The sequence below is a fragment of the Chryseobacterium carnipullorum genome, assembly GCF_003815695.1.
In the GTDB taxonomy this organism is placed as follows: domain Bacteria; phylum Bacteroidota; class Bacteroidia; order Flavobacteriales; family Weeksellaceae; genus Chryseobacterium; species Chryseobacterium carnipullorum.
In genome coordinates this window covers 2,130,622-2,145,373 of sequence record NZ_CP033920.1, presented here as the reverse complement: position 1 = coordinate 2,145,373, position 14,752 = coordinate 2,130,622, and the positions used below count along the sequence as shown (strand labels likewise).

The 14,752-nt window shown below is 37.1% G+C and carries 16 protein-coding genes and 1 riboswitch; of the genes, 15 read left to right on the top strand and 1 reads right to left on the bottom strand.

Going from position 1 to position 14,752, the window contains the following annotated elements:
• Positions 1-54: 54 nt before the first annotated feature.
• The 15 genes from EG346_RS09805 to EG346_RS09735 all read left to right on the top strand — a co-directional run bounded on the left by EG346_RS09805 (position 55) and on the right by EG346_RS09735 (position 13,984).
• Positions 55-1,299, top strand: a complete 1,245-nt coding sequence (locus EG346_RS09805) for a hypothetical protein (RefSeq protein ID WP_123878293.1) — start codon at positions 55-57, stop codon at positions 1,297-1,299.
• Between the two features lie 142 nt (positions 1,300-1,441).
• Entirely contained in the window at positions 1,442-2,221 is a 780-nt protein-coding gene (locus tag EG346_RS09800; RefSeq protein WP_073329848.1) for an alpha/beta fold hydrolase, read from the top strand.
• 15 nt (positions 2,222-2,236) lie between these two features.
• A complete protein-coding gene (locus tag EG346_RS09795; RefSeq protein ID WP_123878291.1) occupies positions 2,237-2,905 on the top strand; it encodes a DUF4272 domain-containing protein in 669 nt (222 codons plus the stop codon).
• A 133-nt stretch (positions 2,906-3,038) separates the two neighbouring features.
• Positions 3,039-3,788 (top strand): hypothetical protein, encoded by a 750-nt coding sequence (locus tag EG346_RS09790; RefSeq protein WP_073329842.1) that lies wholly within the window; start codon positions 3,039-3,041, stop codon positions 3,786-3,788.
• A 65-nt stretch (positions 3,789-3,853) separates the two neighbouring features.
• A complete protein-coding gene (locus tag EG346_RS09785) occupies positions 3,854-4,390 on the top strand; it encodes a hypothetical protein (protein ID WP_123878289.1) in 537 nt (178 codons plus the stop codon).
• A 5-nt stretch (positions 4,391-4,395) separates the two neighbouring features.
• On the top strand, positions 4,396-4,884 hold the full coding sequence (locus EG346_RS09780) for a histidine kinase (protein WP_262511524.1): 489 nt from the start codon (positions 4,396-4,398) through the stop codon (positions 4,882-4,884).
• On the top strand, positions 4,881-5,645 hold the full coding sequence (locus EG346_RS09775; protein ID WP_123878285.1) for a LytR/AlgR family response regulator transcription factor: 765 nt from the start codon (positions 4,881-4,883) through the stop codon (positions 5,643-5,645). Before EG346_RS09780 ends, EG346_RS09775 begins: the two co-directional genes overlap by 4 nt.
• 22 nt (positions 5,646-5,667) lie before the next feature.
• Entirely contained in the window at positions 5,668-6,426 is a 759-nt protein-coding gene (locus tag EG346_RS09770; RefSeq protein ID WP_123878284.1) for an SMI1/KNR4 family protein, read from the top strand.
• 59 nt (positions 6,427-6,485) lie between these two features.
• Positions 6,486-6,971 carry a toxin-antitoxin system YwqK family antitoxin gene (locus tag EG346_RS09765; RefSeq protein WP_123878282.1) on the top strand — a complete coding sequence of 162 codons (486 nt, stop codon included), beginning with the start codon at positions 6,486-6,488 and terminating at the stop codon, positions 6,969-6,971.
• A gap of 215 nt (positions 6,972-7,186) precedes the next feature.
• Positions 7,187-7,312, top strand: a riboswitch (FMN riboswitch).
• Positions 7,313-7,402: 90 nt separating this feature from the next.
• Complete coding sequence (ribB, locus tag EG346_RS09760) at positions 7,403-8,047, top strand: 3,4-dihydroxy-2-butanone-4-phosphate synthase (protein ID WP_123878280.1); 645 nt, start codon at positions 7,403-7,405, stop codon at positions 8,045-8,047.
• 312 nt (positions 8,048-8,359) lie between these two features.
• On the top strand, positions 8,360-9,121 hold the full coding sequence (locus tag EG346_RS09755; protein ID WP_123878278.1) for a DUF3575 domain-containing protein: 762 nt from the start codon (positions 8,360-8,362) through the stop codon (positions 9,119-9,121).
• 91 nt (positions 9,122-9,212) lie between these two features.
• Positions 9,213-9,890: a response regulator transcription factor gene (locus tag EG346_RS09750; protein ID WP_123878276.1), complete on the top strand. Its 678-nt coding sequence runs from the start codon at positions 9,213-9,215 to the stop codon at positions 9,888-9,890.
• Positions 9,887-11,155, top strand: coding sequence for a sensor histidine kinase (locus EG346_RS09745; protein ID WP_073329819.1), 1,269 nt, complete (start codon positions 9,887-9,889; stop codon positions 11,153-11,155). Before EG346_RS09750 ends, EG346_RS09745 begins: the two co-directional genes overlap by 4 nt.
• 102 nt (positions 11,156-11,257) lie before the next feature.
• Positions 11,258-12,670 carry a porin gene (locus EG346_RS09740; protein ID WP_123878274.1) on the top strand — a complete coding sequence of 471 codons (1,413 nt, stop codon included), beginning with the start codon at positions 11,258-11,260 and terminating at the stop codon, positions 12,668-12,670.
• A gap of 21 nt (positions 12,671-12,691) precedes the next feature.
• Positions 12,692-13,984, top strand: a complete 1,293-nt coding sequence (locus EG346_RS09735; protein ID WP_073329816.1) for an MFS transporter — start codon at positions 12,692-12,694, stop codon at positions 13,982-13,984.
• A gap of 54 nt (positions 13,985-14,038) precedes the next feature.
• Here the strand turns inward: EG346_RS09735 and EG346_RS09730 are convergent, their stop codons facing one another.
• A complete protein-coding gene (locus EG346_RS09730) occupies positions 14,039-14,251 on the bottom strand; it encodes a hypothetical protein (protein ID WP_073329813.1) in 213 nt (70 codons plus the stop codon).
• Positions 14,252-14,752 lie beyond the last annotated feature (501 nt).

Here is a 14,752-nt window from a genome sequence, read left to right as displayed (position 1 = left end):
TTCAGACAGGATGTTTCGATAAGGAATATCTCAAACTTTATGTAATCATCAATTATGCAAAACACTAAAATCCAGGAAGAATGGTTCTCAAAAGGAGAACAGTATGCTAGAGAAATTAATGAAATGGTTGATTTCGGTGAAAAGAACGGTTGGGAAAACTGGAAAGGAAAAGAACCTGAAGATACCAGATCCAATCTTGCTGAAGCGGTCTTCAATCTGCTTAAAACAGCCAACCAAAATGGCGATACGGAAACCTTCAGAGCAGAATTTCCGCCGGCTCACACGCCGATCATTCCTTTGATGGAAAACAGATCACAAAGTATTGAACAGCTGCACCTTATTTCTGATGAAAAGATCGTTTTTATGACCGGTACTTCTTATGAAAAAAGACAGGCTTATCTGCTGGATCATGATCAGGTGACCCCACTGGACGAAAATATTCAGGCCATAGGAAAATCAAAACAAGATCATGTTTTTGCGGTCGCAACTGCGGGTAAAATATCCATGTATAAAGGCTGGGACGGAGAACTTATCAACGAATTTCTGCTCGATAAAACAATAGAATTGGGAATTACAGAACTCATCCCATTCAACGATGGAAGCAAAGTCATCTTGGTTACTTCATTCGGAATTTATCTGATTTCTACAAGTGAAGAAAAACTCATCCATCCTATCAATGAAGACAATGAAGAAGACTGGACACCGGATATCGATATGGAAAACGCTGCGCTTTCCAACGACAATTCTTATATCGTGGTGGGAGATCAAAGTTATGACCACCGAATTTTAGATCCGGAAGGCAATACCCTAGGTGCTGTAGGAGCACAATCTTCATATCCCCATTTTTGTCTGTTTGCTAAAGATGACAGCCAGATGATCACCAATTCCTGCCATTTTTACAATGGAATGACCATCGGAATCAATGCCGATCAATATGTAGGGGCTGATATCGAAGCCTACACTGAAAGCGATGATTACACCATTATTGATGAAGAAATGAGAGTGTATGCGGGTACAGCCACAGAAGATTACTATATTTTAGGGGATGCTTACGGATATATCAAAGCATTTGATAAAAAAGGAAATCGGCTGTGGAGACACTTTTTAGGTTCCACCATCTCAGGAATGACCCTTTCTGACGACGGGAAAACACTTTGGGTAGGTGCCCATTCCGGTATTTTGCACCAACTTAAATTAGATCAGGACCGAAGAGACCCACAAAGTATCGGCAACGCCAATCTTTATGAAGAGTTCAGACTGCTGATCTGGAAAGAGGAACCACAGATCTGGAAGTGGTAAAATCATAAAATAATTTTCAAACGTTCTGTTTTCAGAGCGTTTTTTATTAGGTAGAAAGAAGAAAATACAAGAGTATTCACTCTAGTTTTTGTATTTTTAGTTTCACAAAAAGCACCAGTATAAACCGGAATAAAAATAACTCATGGAAAAATACGCACAATCGTCAGACGGACAGAATATTCACTACAAAGAAAGCGGAGAAGGAAATCCGTCGATCCTGTTTGTACACGGATGGCTCGGCAATGCAGAATGGTGGAACAGTCAGCAGGAATACTTCAAAGACCAATATCATATCGTACAGATGAGTCTTGCAGGCCACGGAAAATCTGATACTTCCAGAAAAACATGGTCAAGCGAATCCTATTCAGATGATATCAAAGCCGTTGCAGATCAGCTTGATTCAAAAGAGATCATTCTTGTAGGACACTCGATGTCGGGAGCCTATGTTCTTGAAGCCGCTTTAAAAATCCCTCAGGTAAAGGCTCTTATTTTAATAGATACGGTGAAAGATCTTGATGAAACCTTTACAGATGAACAGGCCGAAGATTATTTATTCGTACATTATCGCAATGATTTTAAAAATGCGGTTGAAAATATTCTTCCCCAATATCTTTTTTCAGAAAAAACACCACCTGAAGTAAAAGAAAAACTACAGAATGAATTCCTTCACAATACATCAGAAACAGCCATTGAACTGTTGAGACCCTTATACAAAACAGATTTCAGAGAAACCGCTTCAAACGTTCAGGTGCCTGTAAGAGCTATTAATTCAGATAATTCGCCTACCAACGCAGACAATAACAGGAAATATTTAAAAGATTACGAATACGTTGAAATAGCCGGAACAGGACATTATCCGATGCTGGAAAACCCTGAGAAATTTAATCAGTTACTCGAACAGACCATCAAAGAACTTATCTAAATATTCATCTTTATTATGGCCGATATTTCCACTAAAAAAGAAGAGCGCTCGCGAAAAGAAAGAAGTGAGGAAATTCTCAAAAAAGAAGAAATAAAAATTAATGTTAACCTCCCCTATATAGAAACAGAAGAGGAAACGACCCTTAGAACCCCAGAAGAAATAGCCAGAAGAGTCACCGTTCTTGCGGTTACCAATCTTATTGCTTTTGATTCCATTGATCCGGAAGAAGCCGTTGATTATCTCAAAGACTGCAATCTGTGGGACGATGTAACTACCAAAGAAAAAGATTTCTTAAATGATCCTACAGAACAAAAAAAGGCACAAGAAAGCTGGAAATGTGAATGTATCTGGGTTTTACTATGGGCATTGAAAAAAGTAAACACCCTGCCTTTCCCTGATGAATTGTGTGATCTGAATGATATTCCGTCCGAAAACTATCCCGTTGGCGGTGACATTGATCCAATTGATTTCATTCATGCCCCTCATGAGCTCCGTTCAAAATCTGAAATACTTGATGCTGCTGATTTGTATTACAGATATGACTGGGCCTGTGTGGATGCCCGGATCCAAAATATAGAAATGGAAACAATAGATCCAGGTATCGTTTATGAAAGACACTATTCCTTAAACTGGCTCATCACGTATATGGATCAGGAGTGGGATGATGTTTCATGTGATACCTAAAATTATATTTTCACCCATCATAACTCAATCCTGAAATTCCTTTATTCAACGGATTTTTTCCTTACATCATTATTTTTGTATTGATGACAGATCAACATCTGAATAGCTTTGTCCTATATATGATAACCCTACTATGAATAAAGAATTAATTTTTCTAAGAACGTTTGCATGGGCAGCAGCTATCGGAATTGTTTTCCTCACAGCATCGGCATTTAAGAAAAACGGCAATCAAAAGTTCACCGAAATTGATGTTGAAAGAATCAACATCGTAGAAAAAGACGGAACCGTAAAAATGATTATTACGAATGTCGCCCAATTTCCCAACGGAAAGGACAAAGTCAATAACCGCACAACCAATGAAACCCGGAAAAAGCGTTCAGGAATGCTGTTTTACAATGAAGACGGCATTGAGTGTGGAGGCTTTATCTATGACGGAGAAAAAAAGGAAAACGGACATAGCTCCGGGTTATCCTTAACCTATGATCAATATGACGGAGATCAGGTGATGCAACTTTTAACGCAGGATTATTCAAAAGATGGCAAACGGTTTGTGACCAGCAGCCTTGCTTTTAATGACAGGCCTTCAGAAGAATCACAGCTTCAAACATTTAAAATTATTAAAGAGCTAGAAGAACTCCGCAAAAAAGATCCCAAAGCCATGCAGCAAAAATATGATGAATATTTAAAAAAGAATTTAATCGGGGGCGCACCAAGAATTATGCTCGGAAAATCCAGAAATGAAAACAACGGACTGTTTTTATTTGATGATAAAGGAATGCCTAGAGCGATGTTCTATATTGATAAAGAAAACAATGCGAAACTTGATTTCTATAATGACAAAGGAGAAGTTACAGCATCATTCCCTGATCATAAGACAAAATAATCTCAATAATTTAATAGCCCTCCATCTCCTGTAGGGCTATTTTGTATTCTATGAATATGCTCTTTATGAAAAATATTTTGAATGAAGCCAGGCAAAGCAAATACTTTTTACTGTTTGTTTTTCTGTTCGGCTATGCACAATCCATACAGATCAGACTGCTGGTGAGGAAAAAACTGGACTGGTATATTTTTACGCCAGAGGCGGCCGTCATGTCTTTTGTTAGTGCCGGAATTCTGTTCTTCGTCATGTATATTTTTATCAGGCACTGGCAGAAGTCCGAAACATTTAGCACGAGAGAAGCATTAAAAATATTCAGTATTTCAATGCTGGTCTATTTAATGGTCATGAAAATATTGGGGGTATTCATTTCCCTTGTATTTGATACTTTTGAAAGAAACTTTAATCAGCAGTCACTGGCTTTATCGACCCTCTCTGAAATAATGAATACCTTTATCTATGGGAGCTTCTTCCTTGCATTTTACTATTACCAAAAAAATAAAAAAAACAAAAGCAAATCGAAAGGTACAATCAGGCATTTTCTGAAACTAAGATCAACCAGCTCAAATCACAGCTCAATCCTCATTTTCTGTTTAATAACCTGAATGTTTTGGACCAGTTAATTGAAGAAGATCAATATAAAGCGTCTGATTTTCTTAACGAATTTGCTGATCTATATCGCTATGTGCTCCAGGTTTCCGACAAAAGTCTAATCTCCATCGATGAAGAAATCTCCTTTGCAAAAAAGTACTTTGGACTGATGCAGCACAAATATGGCCATGCTTATCTCCTTGAAATCCAGGATACCGGAATAAAGGGAACGATTGTTCCCCTCACCCTGCAGTTGCTGCTGGAAAATGCTATTCAACATAATATAGGAACAGAAAAAAATCCTGTTGTGATAAAGATCTTTATCAATAATAACCTTGTGGTATCGAACAATATTGTTGAAAAAAGAAATACAAAAATAACCTCCGGAAGAGCGTTGCGGAATCTGAAAGAACAATACACTCTTTTAGCCAATCAGCAGTTTGAAATCCTCCATACTCAAAATGAGTTTTCAGTAACTTTACCTATAATTCCATTACAAGAAAAATGATAAAAATTCTTATCGTTGAAGATGAAATCCCGGCCAGAAAAAAGCTCAGAAGATTTCTGGATCAAGTAAAAGAAACCGTTTCTGTGGAAGCAGAAATAGATACTGTACTTGAAGCTGTAAGTTTTCTAAAAAAAACAAAATCTATTGATCTAATCCTTTCTGACATTGAACTTTTGGATGGAAATGCATTTGACATTTATCATGAAGTAAAGGTTTCGTGCCCCATTATTTTTATAACGGCCTATGATCAGTTCCTGATGAATGCATTCGAGAGCAATGGAATTGAGTATCTTTTAAAACCTTTTTCATTTGAAAGATTTCAGAAGGCATGGGATAAATTCCTGTTGTTAAGAAATAATAATGCTACGGATCATGCTCTGTTTTTAAAATTGAATCAAATCATCGGAAATCGTCTGGAAAAATATAAAACGAGGTTTTCTGCTAATACCAGTCAGGGAATTTACTTTTTTGAGACCACAGACATCCTGTTTTTTGAAGCAGATGAGGGAGTTGTTTTTGCCATTGATAAAACCGGAAAAAAACATCTGTTAAACAGATCTACTTTAAAAGAACTGGAAACTCAGCTTGATCCGCTCGATTTTTTCAGGATCAACCGCAGCGAGTTGGTGAATAAAAAATTCATCGAAAGAATTGAACGCTATTCTAAAAATTCATTAGCTTTAAAGATTGCCGGGTATGAAAAACATCTGGTCACCAGTCAAAGCAATACCCCTCTCTTCCGGGAGTGGATAGAAAAATAGATTTTATCAGAATACAAAGGATATGATGCTACAGGACCTTATTGAAAAATTCATCAGCCTCACAGAAGGAAAACTCACGCCTCAGGAATGGGTGGCCTGGTTCACAGCTCATAAAGGCACCATAGAAAAAATATGTGGGAGAACGGCTTTTCTTAAAATAAAAAACAAAGAAAGTTTCAGTGAGAGCCGGAACGCCTACATCGGGCAGCTGGGCGCTTTTGAATGGTTGAATTCCATGAATGTTAACACGACTCTTTCTGATCGCTATAAAAAAGGCTGGGAAAAAGAATTTGATGATTTCTGCAAAGTTGAAAAACAAAAAGAAAAACAGCTTCAGGAAGAGGTTGAAAACAAATTCGGCTATTTAAAAGACCGCTATCCAAAATTCTTCAGACAATTAACCTACTCATATAGCATCTCTGACATCATCGAAGCGGGCGTACAACAGGAATTTATTCTAAATAAAGAAAAAGAACTTTCTATCCAATTGTCCGAAGACCTGATAACATGGTACCGAAATGTATCCATCCTAAAGCTGGAAGGTATAGAAATCGATTTTCAGGAATTAAGTACGGAAACAATTCAAAAAAAACAATACTTAGTCTTAGGTGAATTTTGGTTGTATGGTGATGGAGATCAGCTGCTGTACAGTTTGGAAAATCAAAATATTTATAGCTTTGCCCACGAACATAGCCCTCCAAAAATCATAAAAATAGCGAACTCATTATCTGATTTCATAGAGAAAAAACTCGTGACTTATTTAAAAGAATACGAATCATAAAAATCAAAGTTACAAAACACGTAAAGGCTCTACAAGATACAATAATTCTAATCTGACCTATGGATAAAATACTCCTTATCTTATTTCTAATCATTTTTGTAAATAAGAATTTATACTCCCAAAATGTAAACTTAGACGAATATGAAGTTTATCTTGGAAATACCTTGATTGCTAAGCAAGACTTCATAAAAAATGGCCAGAATTTAAATGAAAATCAAGCAAAAACAATTGAATTTAAGCCAATAACCAATGGATTTAAAAAAGTTTATTATTTAAACGGAACATTATACTCAAGCGGTAAAATTGAAAATTTAAAAGAAAATGGGGTTTGGGAATACTGGCATCCAAATGGTCAAAAAGCCCGGAAAGGAGAATTTATAAATGGAAAACCTAACGGAACTCATGAATACTGGTATGAAAACGGAAATCTTCGGGGCATAGGAAATTGGAAAAATGGAGTATATAATGGAAGATGGGAAATGTACAATGAAGATGGAAAGGAAAAAACAATCCAAAACTATAAGGAGGGAAAACAAATTCTCTAGATTAATTTTTTCAAAGAAAAAGCTTATCAAAAACTTCACAAAAAAATCATTTCAGTTCGGAATGATTTTTTTTTGTAATTTATAATGGCAATCTATAAATACCAGCAAAAATCCCTTCTCCAATTCAAAAAACTTCACGAAATTTGTGGTCTGTGCGTTAAATAGAATCAATGAAATAAAATTTTAAATCAGAACATACAGTAAAACTTAGTATAAGTTTTCTTCGGGGCAGGGTGCAATTCCCTACCGGCGGTTACAGTCCGCGACTCCTTTCTTTTGAAAGGACTGATTTGGTGAAATTCCAAAACCGACAGTTACAGTCTGGATGGGAGAAGAAAATGAAACGGTCAGTAAGATTCCTTACGGGCTTATTGTGCCGTATTTCATTTCCATGTACCGAAGACTATTTTAACTTTTAAAAGTAAAATAACATGGAAAAATTATTAGAACAATTTGGAGCAACCTCCACAGAACGTGTAGAAAATGCACTTCTAAAACTACAACAGGGAAAAGGTATTCTTTTAGTAGATGATGAAAACCGTGAAAACGAAGGCGACATCATCTTTCCCGCCTCCACCATTACAGAAAAAGACATGGCACTCCTGATCCGTGAATGCAGCGGCATTGTTTGTCTGTGCATTTCGGAAGAGAAAAGCAAACACTTAAATCTGCGTCCGATGGTGGAAACCAACAACTCAAAAAACCAGACCGCATTCACCATTTCTATTGAAGCTAAAGAAGGCGTAGAATCCGGTGTTTCTGCAAAAGACAGAGTTACAACCATCAAAACTGCCGTAGCCGAAAATGCTCAGGCGGCTCATATCGCAAGTCCCGGACACGTGTTCCCACTGATTGCAAAGGAAGGTGGTGTTTTCGAAAGACGCGGCCATACAGAAGGCAGTGTAGATCTTGTGAAAATGGCCAATCTCGGTGATGATGCCGTACTCTGCGAACTGACGAATGAAGACGGCTCCATGGCGAGGCTTCCGGAGATTGTGAAATTTGCATCTCTCAAAGAAATGAGTGTAGTGACGATTGAAGATATTTACGCCTATCGTAAAATCATGAGCAACTAAAAAATAGAGATAACGCACAGAACTGCCACCCGATTGTACCGGGTGGTTTTTTCTTTTAAACAAGTTATTAAAAATAAGTTAATATCAAAACTATACCCGTTTGTATCCTCCTTTCACTGATTTTGCATCATCCATTCATCACTTTACTCACCGAATGATTTTTTCAATAACACTATTTTATTTTGCCCATCACAATAACACAAATACCAACCATATCATTATTTTTAAGTTAAAAATCAATTCATATTGAAATATTATTAATTTTTTGCCTACTTTTTGCTGATACTTTTTTACACCACAAAATATAACATCATGAAAAAGCTTCTCACCTTAATACCCTGTTTTCTGATTTCAGAGGCAGGCGCGCAGGAAATTCAGACTGTCCAGACTGTTCCCGTTGATAAAATGAATATCATTAAGACCAACGTAACAGCTTACGCATTCAGAAATATCAACCTGTCCTACGAAAGAGCCATCACTCAATGGTTCTCTCTTAATGTAGGTTTTGGAGCTATGACCCAGGGAAAAGTCCCTTTTATTAATGCATTTTTGAAGGATGAAGATGAGAAAAGATTCCAGAACCTGAGAGTAAAAGCTACGAATTTCACCATTGAACCCAGATTCTACATCGGTAAAGGTTATGGAAAAGGATTTTATTTCGCTCCCTATTACCGGTATTCCGATGTTTCTTCCAACAGTTTTGATTTCTATTATGACTATAATGCCATCGACGGAAATACTTATCAAATTCCTCTTAAAGGACAGGGAAGTACCAGTGGAAACAGTGGCGGTCTGATGGTTGGAGTACAGTTTTTCCTCACCAGAAGCCAAAATCTGGTCCTTGATTTCTGGATTGCAGGCGCTCATTACGGAAGCGGAAAAGGCGACTTTACCATGACCAGCGATTTTGTTCTGACTCCTGAAATGCAGGCTCAGCTGAAGAAAGAAATTGAAAATCTGGATATTCCTTTTGTAGATTATACCGTAGAAACCAATGCCAATGGCGCTAAAGTAAAGGTAGACGGTCCCTGGGCCGGCTTCAGAAGCGGTCTCTCCATTGGATACAGGTTTTAAAAATATTATTAAAAAATTCCGTTCTTGATTTTCTGAACGGTTTTTTTATATCTTTAAACCGGATATTAATGTATCCGTTTAATCCTTTCGCATGAAAATTCTTATCATAGAAGACCATAAAGATCTTGCAGCCAATATCACAGATTATCTTAAAAAGGAAGATTACGTCTGTGAAGTAGCCTGTGATGCGACGGAAGCTTTAGAAAAAATTGAGCTTTTTGAGTACGACTGTATTCTTCTGGACCTGATGCTTCCCGATGGAAACGGCCTGGATATTCTGAAGCACATTAAAAACTATACTCCCGGATCAAGTGTCATTATTGTTTCAGCAAAAAATTCTTTAGATACAAAACTAACCGGGTTAGATGACGGAGCCGATGATTATATTACCAAACCATTTTCCTTACCCGAGCTTCACTCAAGAATAAAAGCTGTCCTGAGAAGAAAAACGCCTGAGGCCAACCGCATTCTCAGTTTCAATGAAATCAAAATCGATCTGGAATCTAAGGAATGTAAAATCAATGAGCAACTGATCAATCTTACCAAAAAAGAACTGAACCTGCTGATCTATTTTATCAACAATCAGAACAGGATGCTTTCCAAACAGGCCATTGCAAGTCATCTTTGGGGTGATTACACGTACAGCATTGACAATGTAGACTTCGTCTATCAGCATTTAAAAAATTTAAGAAAAAAATTGATTGATGCGGGTGGAAAAGATTATCTGCAGACCGTTTACGGACTAGGTTATAAATGGATTGATAAATGAATTTAAGTTTCCGTTTTGCCAGAGCATTCACGGTATTGGTATTTTTCGTGCTGATCACAGGGTTTGCCATTCTCTATTTTGCTTTTGAAAGGGCAACGATGCGTTCCGCTATTCTTAAACTTGAAGATTTAAATACCTATGTAGCCCATAGATTGGAAAAGGATTCCACCTATGATTATTTAAAGTTTCATCACCGGCAAACCCAGATCAATATTCTTCCTTTGAACTCTAAAAATATCAAGGAAAAAATTATTGAAGAAAAATACATCTGGAACAAAAGCATACAGTCCCACATGAACAGGATCACCGTGACCACCTACCCTGTCATTCACCATAAAAGATATGCCATCACCAGTGTAAGATACATTACGATTATTGAAAATAATTTCCTGATGAGCATCATCATGGTGATTGCATGGATTATGGTGTTTCTTATTATTCTGACCATTATCGTGAGCATTCTGGTGTCTAAAAAAATTCTTGATCCTTTCTATCATGCGATAGACGAAATAAAAAAATTCAGTCTGAGAGACAACCGCTCGATGGATCTGATGAAAACAGAAACCGAAGAATTTAAATCACTCAATACATTTTTACTAAAAATGACTGAAAGCTCCAAAAAAGACTACAATCTCCTGGAAGAACTTTCTGAAAATACTTCTCATGAATTACAAACACCGCTAGCTTCCATTAAAGGGAAAATAGAACTGTTGATGGACAGTGAGCTTTCAGAAAATCAACTCATCACTCTTTCTTCCATGAATGATGAACTGGACAGGCTTTCATCGATCAATCAATCCCTTATTCTCCTTGCCAAGCTGGAACATTTTGAAAAGAACGATTCCCAGCTTATCAATTTTTCTGACTTACTTCAGGAAAGGCTTTATTATTTTGAAGATATTTTTGAAATTCAGAATCTTACGGTGACAAAAGATATTCATGAGGATGTTTATCTTAATTTTGATAAAAACCTGGCAACAATTGTCGTCAACAACCTCATCAATAACTCCAAAAGACACAATATAGAAAACGGAAAAATCTCTGTCCTGCTTACAGAAAAGTATTTCCAAATTTCCAATACGGGAAATCCTCCCACCATTCCTACTGCAGAATTGTTCAAAAGATTCAAGCGCGGAAATCCCAATCAGAACTCCATTGGGATCGGTTTAGCCCTCGTGAAGAAAATTTTGGAGATTTATGACGCTGAAATATTCTATCAATTTGAAAACGATCTACACACAATAAGGATCAATTTCATAAAATAAAATACTGAAATTCAAAAACATAGCATCAAATGTTTGAATTTTATGAAAACTTCAGAATTTCTTCAGAATTTATGTATTGTTTAGGTGCAAACAAAAGCGCCAATGAAAAAATTAATCATTATTTTCAGTTTAACTGTTATGCAAAGTATGTATGGTCAGGATACCGTGAGTGTAAAAAAAACTACAGAAGAAGTTTCTTCTGAAAAAAATCCTTTAGATGTAGGAGAACTTAAAATAAATCTCAACTCCAAAGGGGATAAATGGTTAAAATTCGGTATTTCAAGCCAGATTTGGTTACGCAGTATCGATAATAACCCCGGGACATTGGTGAACGGAGTTCCTCAGGAGCAGACCTATGATGCAGGAATACGGAGAATGAGATTAACGGTTCAGAGTCAGGTTACGCCTTTTTATTCTGTGTTTTTGCAGATGGGAATCAATAATCAGAGTTTCATCTCAGGTGGTGGAACAGGTACAGGAAACAGTGGGGCCGGAAAAAAAGCGCCTTTCTTTTTTCATGATGCTTATAATGAATTCGCCATTATTCCAAGAAATGATTTTCAGACAGGAAAGCCGAATAAAAACAACCTCTATTTAGGAGCTGGACTTCATTCATGGAATGGAGTAAGCAGGCTCACCAATGCAAGTACCACGAAAATGCTTGCAGGTGATATTCCGGTTTTTAATTTCCCGACCATAGAAATTGCTGACCAGTTTTCAAGACAATTGGGTATTTTTGTTCATGGGGAGTTCGATCGGATTAATTATCGTTTCAGTGTCAACAAACCTTTTGCTACCAATTTAAAACCTGCTGTGGGAGGTGCAGCCGTAGACAATAATCAAAGCGGAAAATTGTCTTATTCCGGATATGCCTTTTATCAGTTTTTTACCAAGGAAACGACCGTAACGTCTTTTCTGCCCGGAAATAATTTAACCACCAAAAAAATTCTGAACCTGGGAGCCGGTTTTTATACCAATAAAGAAGGAACCCAGTCTCAACCTTCAGAAAATATTTTTGAATCCCACAATGTCAATATTTTTGGAGCAGATGTTTATACTGAACTTCCCCTAGGCGACAAAAGTAAAGAAATGGGACTTACTTTGTATTCGGTTTACTATAATTATAACTATGGACCTGATTATTTAAGAGTAAGTGGTCTTTTGAATCCCGGTACTTCCAATTCAGACTTTACAGGACAGAAAGCACTGGAAGGAGCCGGAAACAACAGAATTCTGATGGGAACAGGAAATATATGGTTTTCACAAATAGGTTTTGTGATTCCGAAATTCAGTAAAATTCTAAAGGTGCAGCCCTTCTTCAATTATGCCCTTAAAGACATGAAAGCGCTTAACCAGAATGGAAGTTATTATGACGTGGGAGCCAGTCTTTATCTATATGGTCAAAATGCAAGAATCGTCGCTCAATACAGCAGCAGACCACTCTATGATATCACCTCCAAAACAATTTTTGACAGAAAAGGTGAATTTCTACTGTCTTTTCAAATCGTACTTTAAAAAATTTAATATCTTACTTATATGAATACTACTCAAATTACAACTGCTCAAAGGATCAAAGCCATTGTGGGTGGTTCCGTAGGAAACCTTGTGGAATGGTACGACTGGTATGCCTACGCAGCTTTTGCCATTTACTTTTCCAATTCTTTTTTCCCGGATTCTGACCTGAATGCACAGCTGATGAATACTGCAGGAATTTTTGCCGTTGGATTTCTGATGAGACCCATTGGTGGATGGATATTCGGAAGTATTGCAGATAAGATCGGAAGAAAAAAAGCGATGACGCTTTCTGTACTTTTAATGTCTTTCGGCTCCCTTCTTATTGCCCTTACTCCTACCTATAAGACTATCGGAATCCTTGCTCCTGCATTATTATTAATTGCAAGATTACTTCAGGGACTAAGCGTTGGCGGGGAATACGGTGTTTCCGCAACCTACCTGAGCGAAATGGCATCAGAAAACCGCAGAGGTTTTTACTCAAGCTTCCAGTATGTAACGCTTATAGGCGGCCAGTTGATCGCATTAGGAATTCAGTTGATTTTACAGAAACTGCTTTTAACGGAGACTCAGCTTGAAGAATGGGGATGGAGAATTCCTTTCGTAATTGGGGCACTACTCTCTGTGATTGCTTTATATTTAAGAGCCAATCTTCATGAAACTGAAGCTTTTGAAAATAAAAAAGAGGTGAGCGACAAGAAAAAAGGAACTGTGACAGAACTCCTTAAGCATCCTAAAGCGTTGCTTACCGTGATCGGTCTGACTTTGGGAGGGACTCTGGCTTTTTACACCTACACAACGTACATGCAGAAGTTTTTGGTCAATACGGTTCATCTTACTAAAGAGCAATCAACCCTGATCTCCTTTATTTCACTGTTTATATTTGCCTGTCTGCAGCCTGTATTTGGAGCGTTGTCTGATAAGATAGGAAGAAGGCCTTTGCTTTTAGGTTTTGGAATTCTTGGTACCCTTTGTACAGTTCCGCTTTTAACGGCTTTAAGTACTACTACTTCGATGTGGACAGCATTTTTCCTGATTATGGCAGCCCTGATCATTGTGAGCGGCTACACTTCCATTAATGCTGTTGTAAAAGCAGAACTCTTTCCTTCTGAAATCCGGGCGCTGGGAGTAGGACTTCCCTATGCTCTTACGGTAGCTATTTTCGGTGGAACGGCAGAATATGTGGCTCTATGGTTCAAACAGGCAGGAACAGAGCAATATTTTTACTGGTACATCACCGGATGTATTTTATTCTCTCTCATCGTCTATGCAGGGATGAAAGATACCAAGGACAACTCATCACTGGATAAAGATTAATAAATCAAGTATAAAAACGGGCGCCGCAGATTCTCTGCGGCGCCCGTTTTATTTTTAGTGGTAAGCTTTTTTAAATTTCTCCACCATACTATCCAGATTATGGCGCTGGACATATACACTCTTCACGTCGTGGTATCTTGGTGATTTGTAAAAAACCTCATGGAAATCCATGCTTCCGTTTCCTACTTTCACTACTTTCTGTACATCGATATTCAGTTTTTTCAGTTCGTCTTTAAAGACTTCAAATTCATCTTGTATATTGCTCATTTATATTTTTGGATTTTAGTTAAAAATTTCAATTTTTCACTTTATCCCCCTTCATTTAACCGGGGCATCTTCTAAATTCGTAATAAAATTAGTGAATTTTCTAATATAATCATCATGTAAATGCTATTTTTTTATTTAATTTTCGATTTTTATACCAATTTTACATTTTTTGAAACTTTTCAGATAAAATACAGCCCATCGCCCGGAATGAAAATCTATTTGAAAAGCCCATTAATTCAGGAAAAACTATCAGAAAAACGAATCTTCTTTTAAACGAGATAAAGCATTGAAATATGCAGCTTTACCCCCCTGTTATATAGAAAATTCATGTAAATTTTGTGAGAACGGTACCTTCACACAGTGTTTTTTTCTTCCAAAGTATTTTAAAGCATAAAAATTTGAAAATTTTCAGCAGGAAAAAGAAAATATTGATAATGATTTTTTGATTTAAAATTGATCGTTGTGAGATCGATGCGCTCCTCACCATGACAGCGGATGATT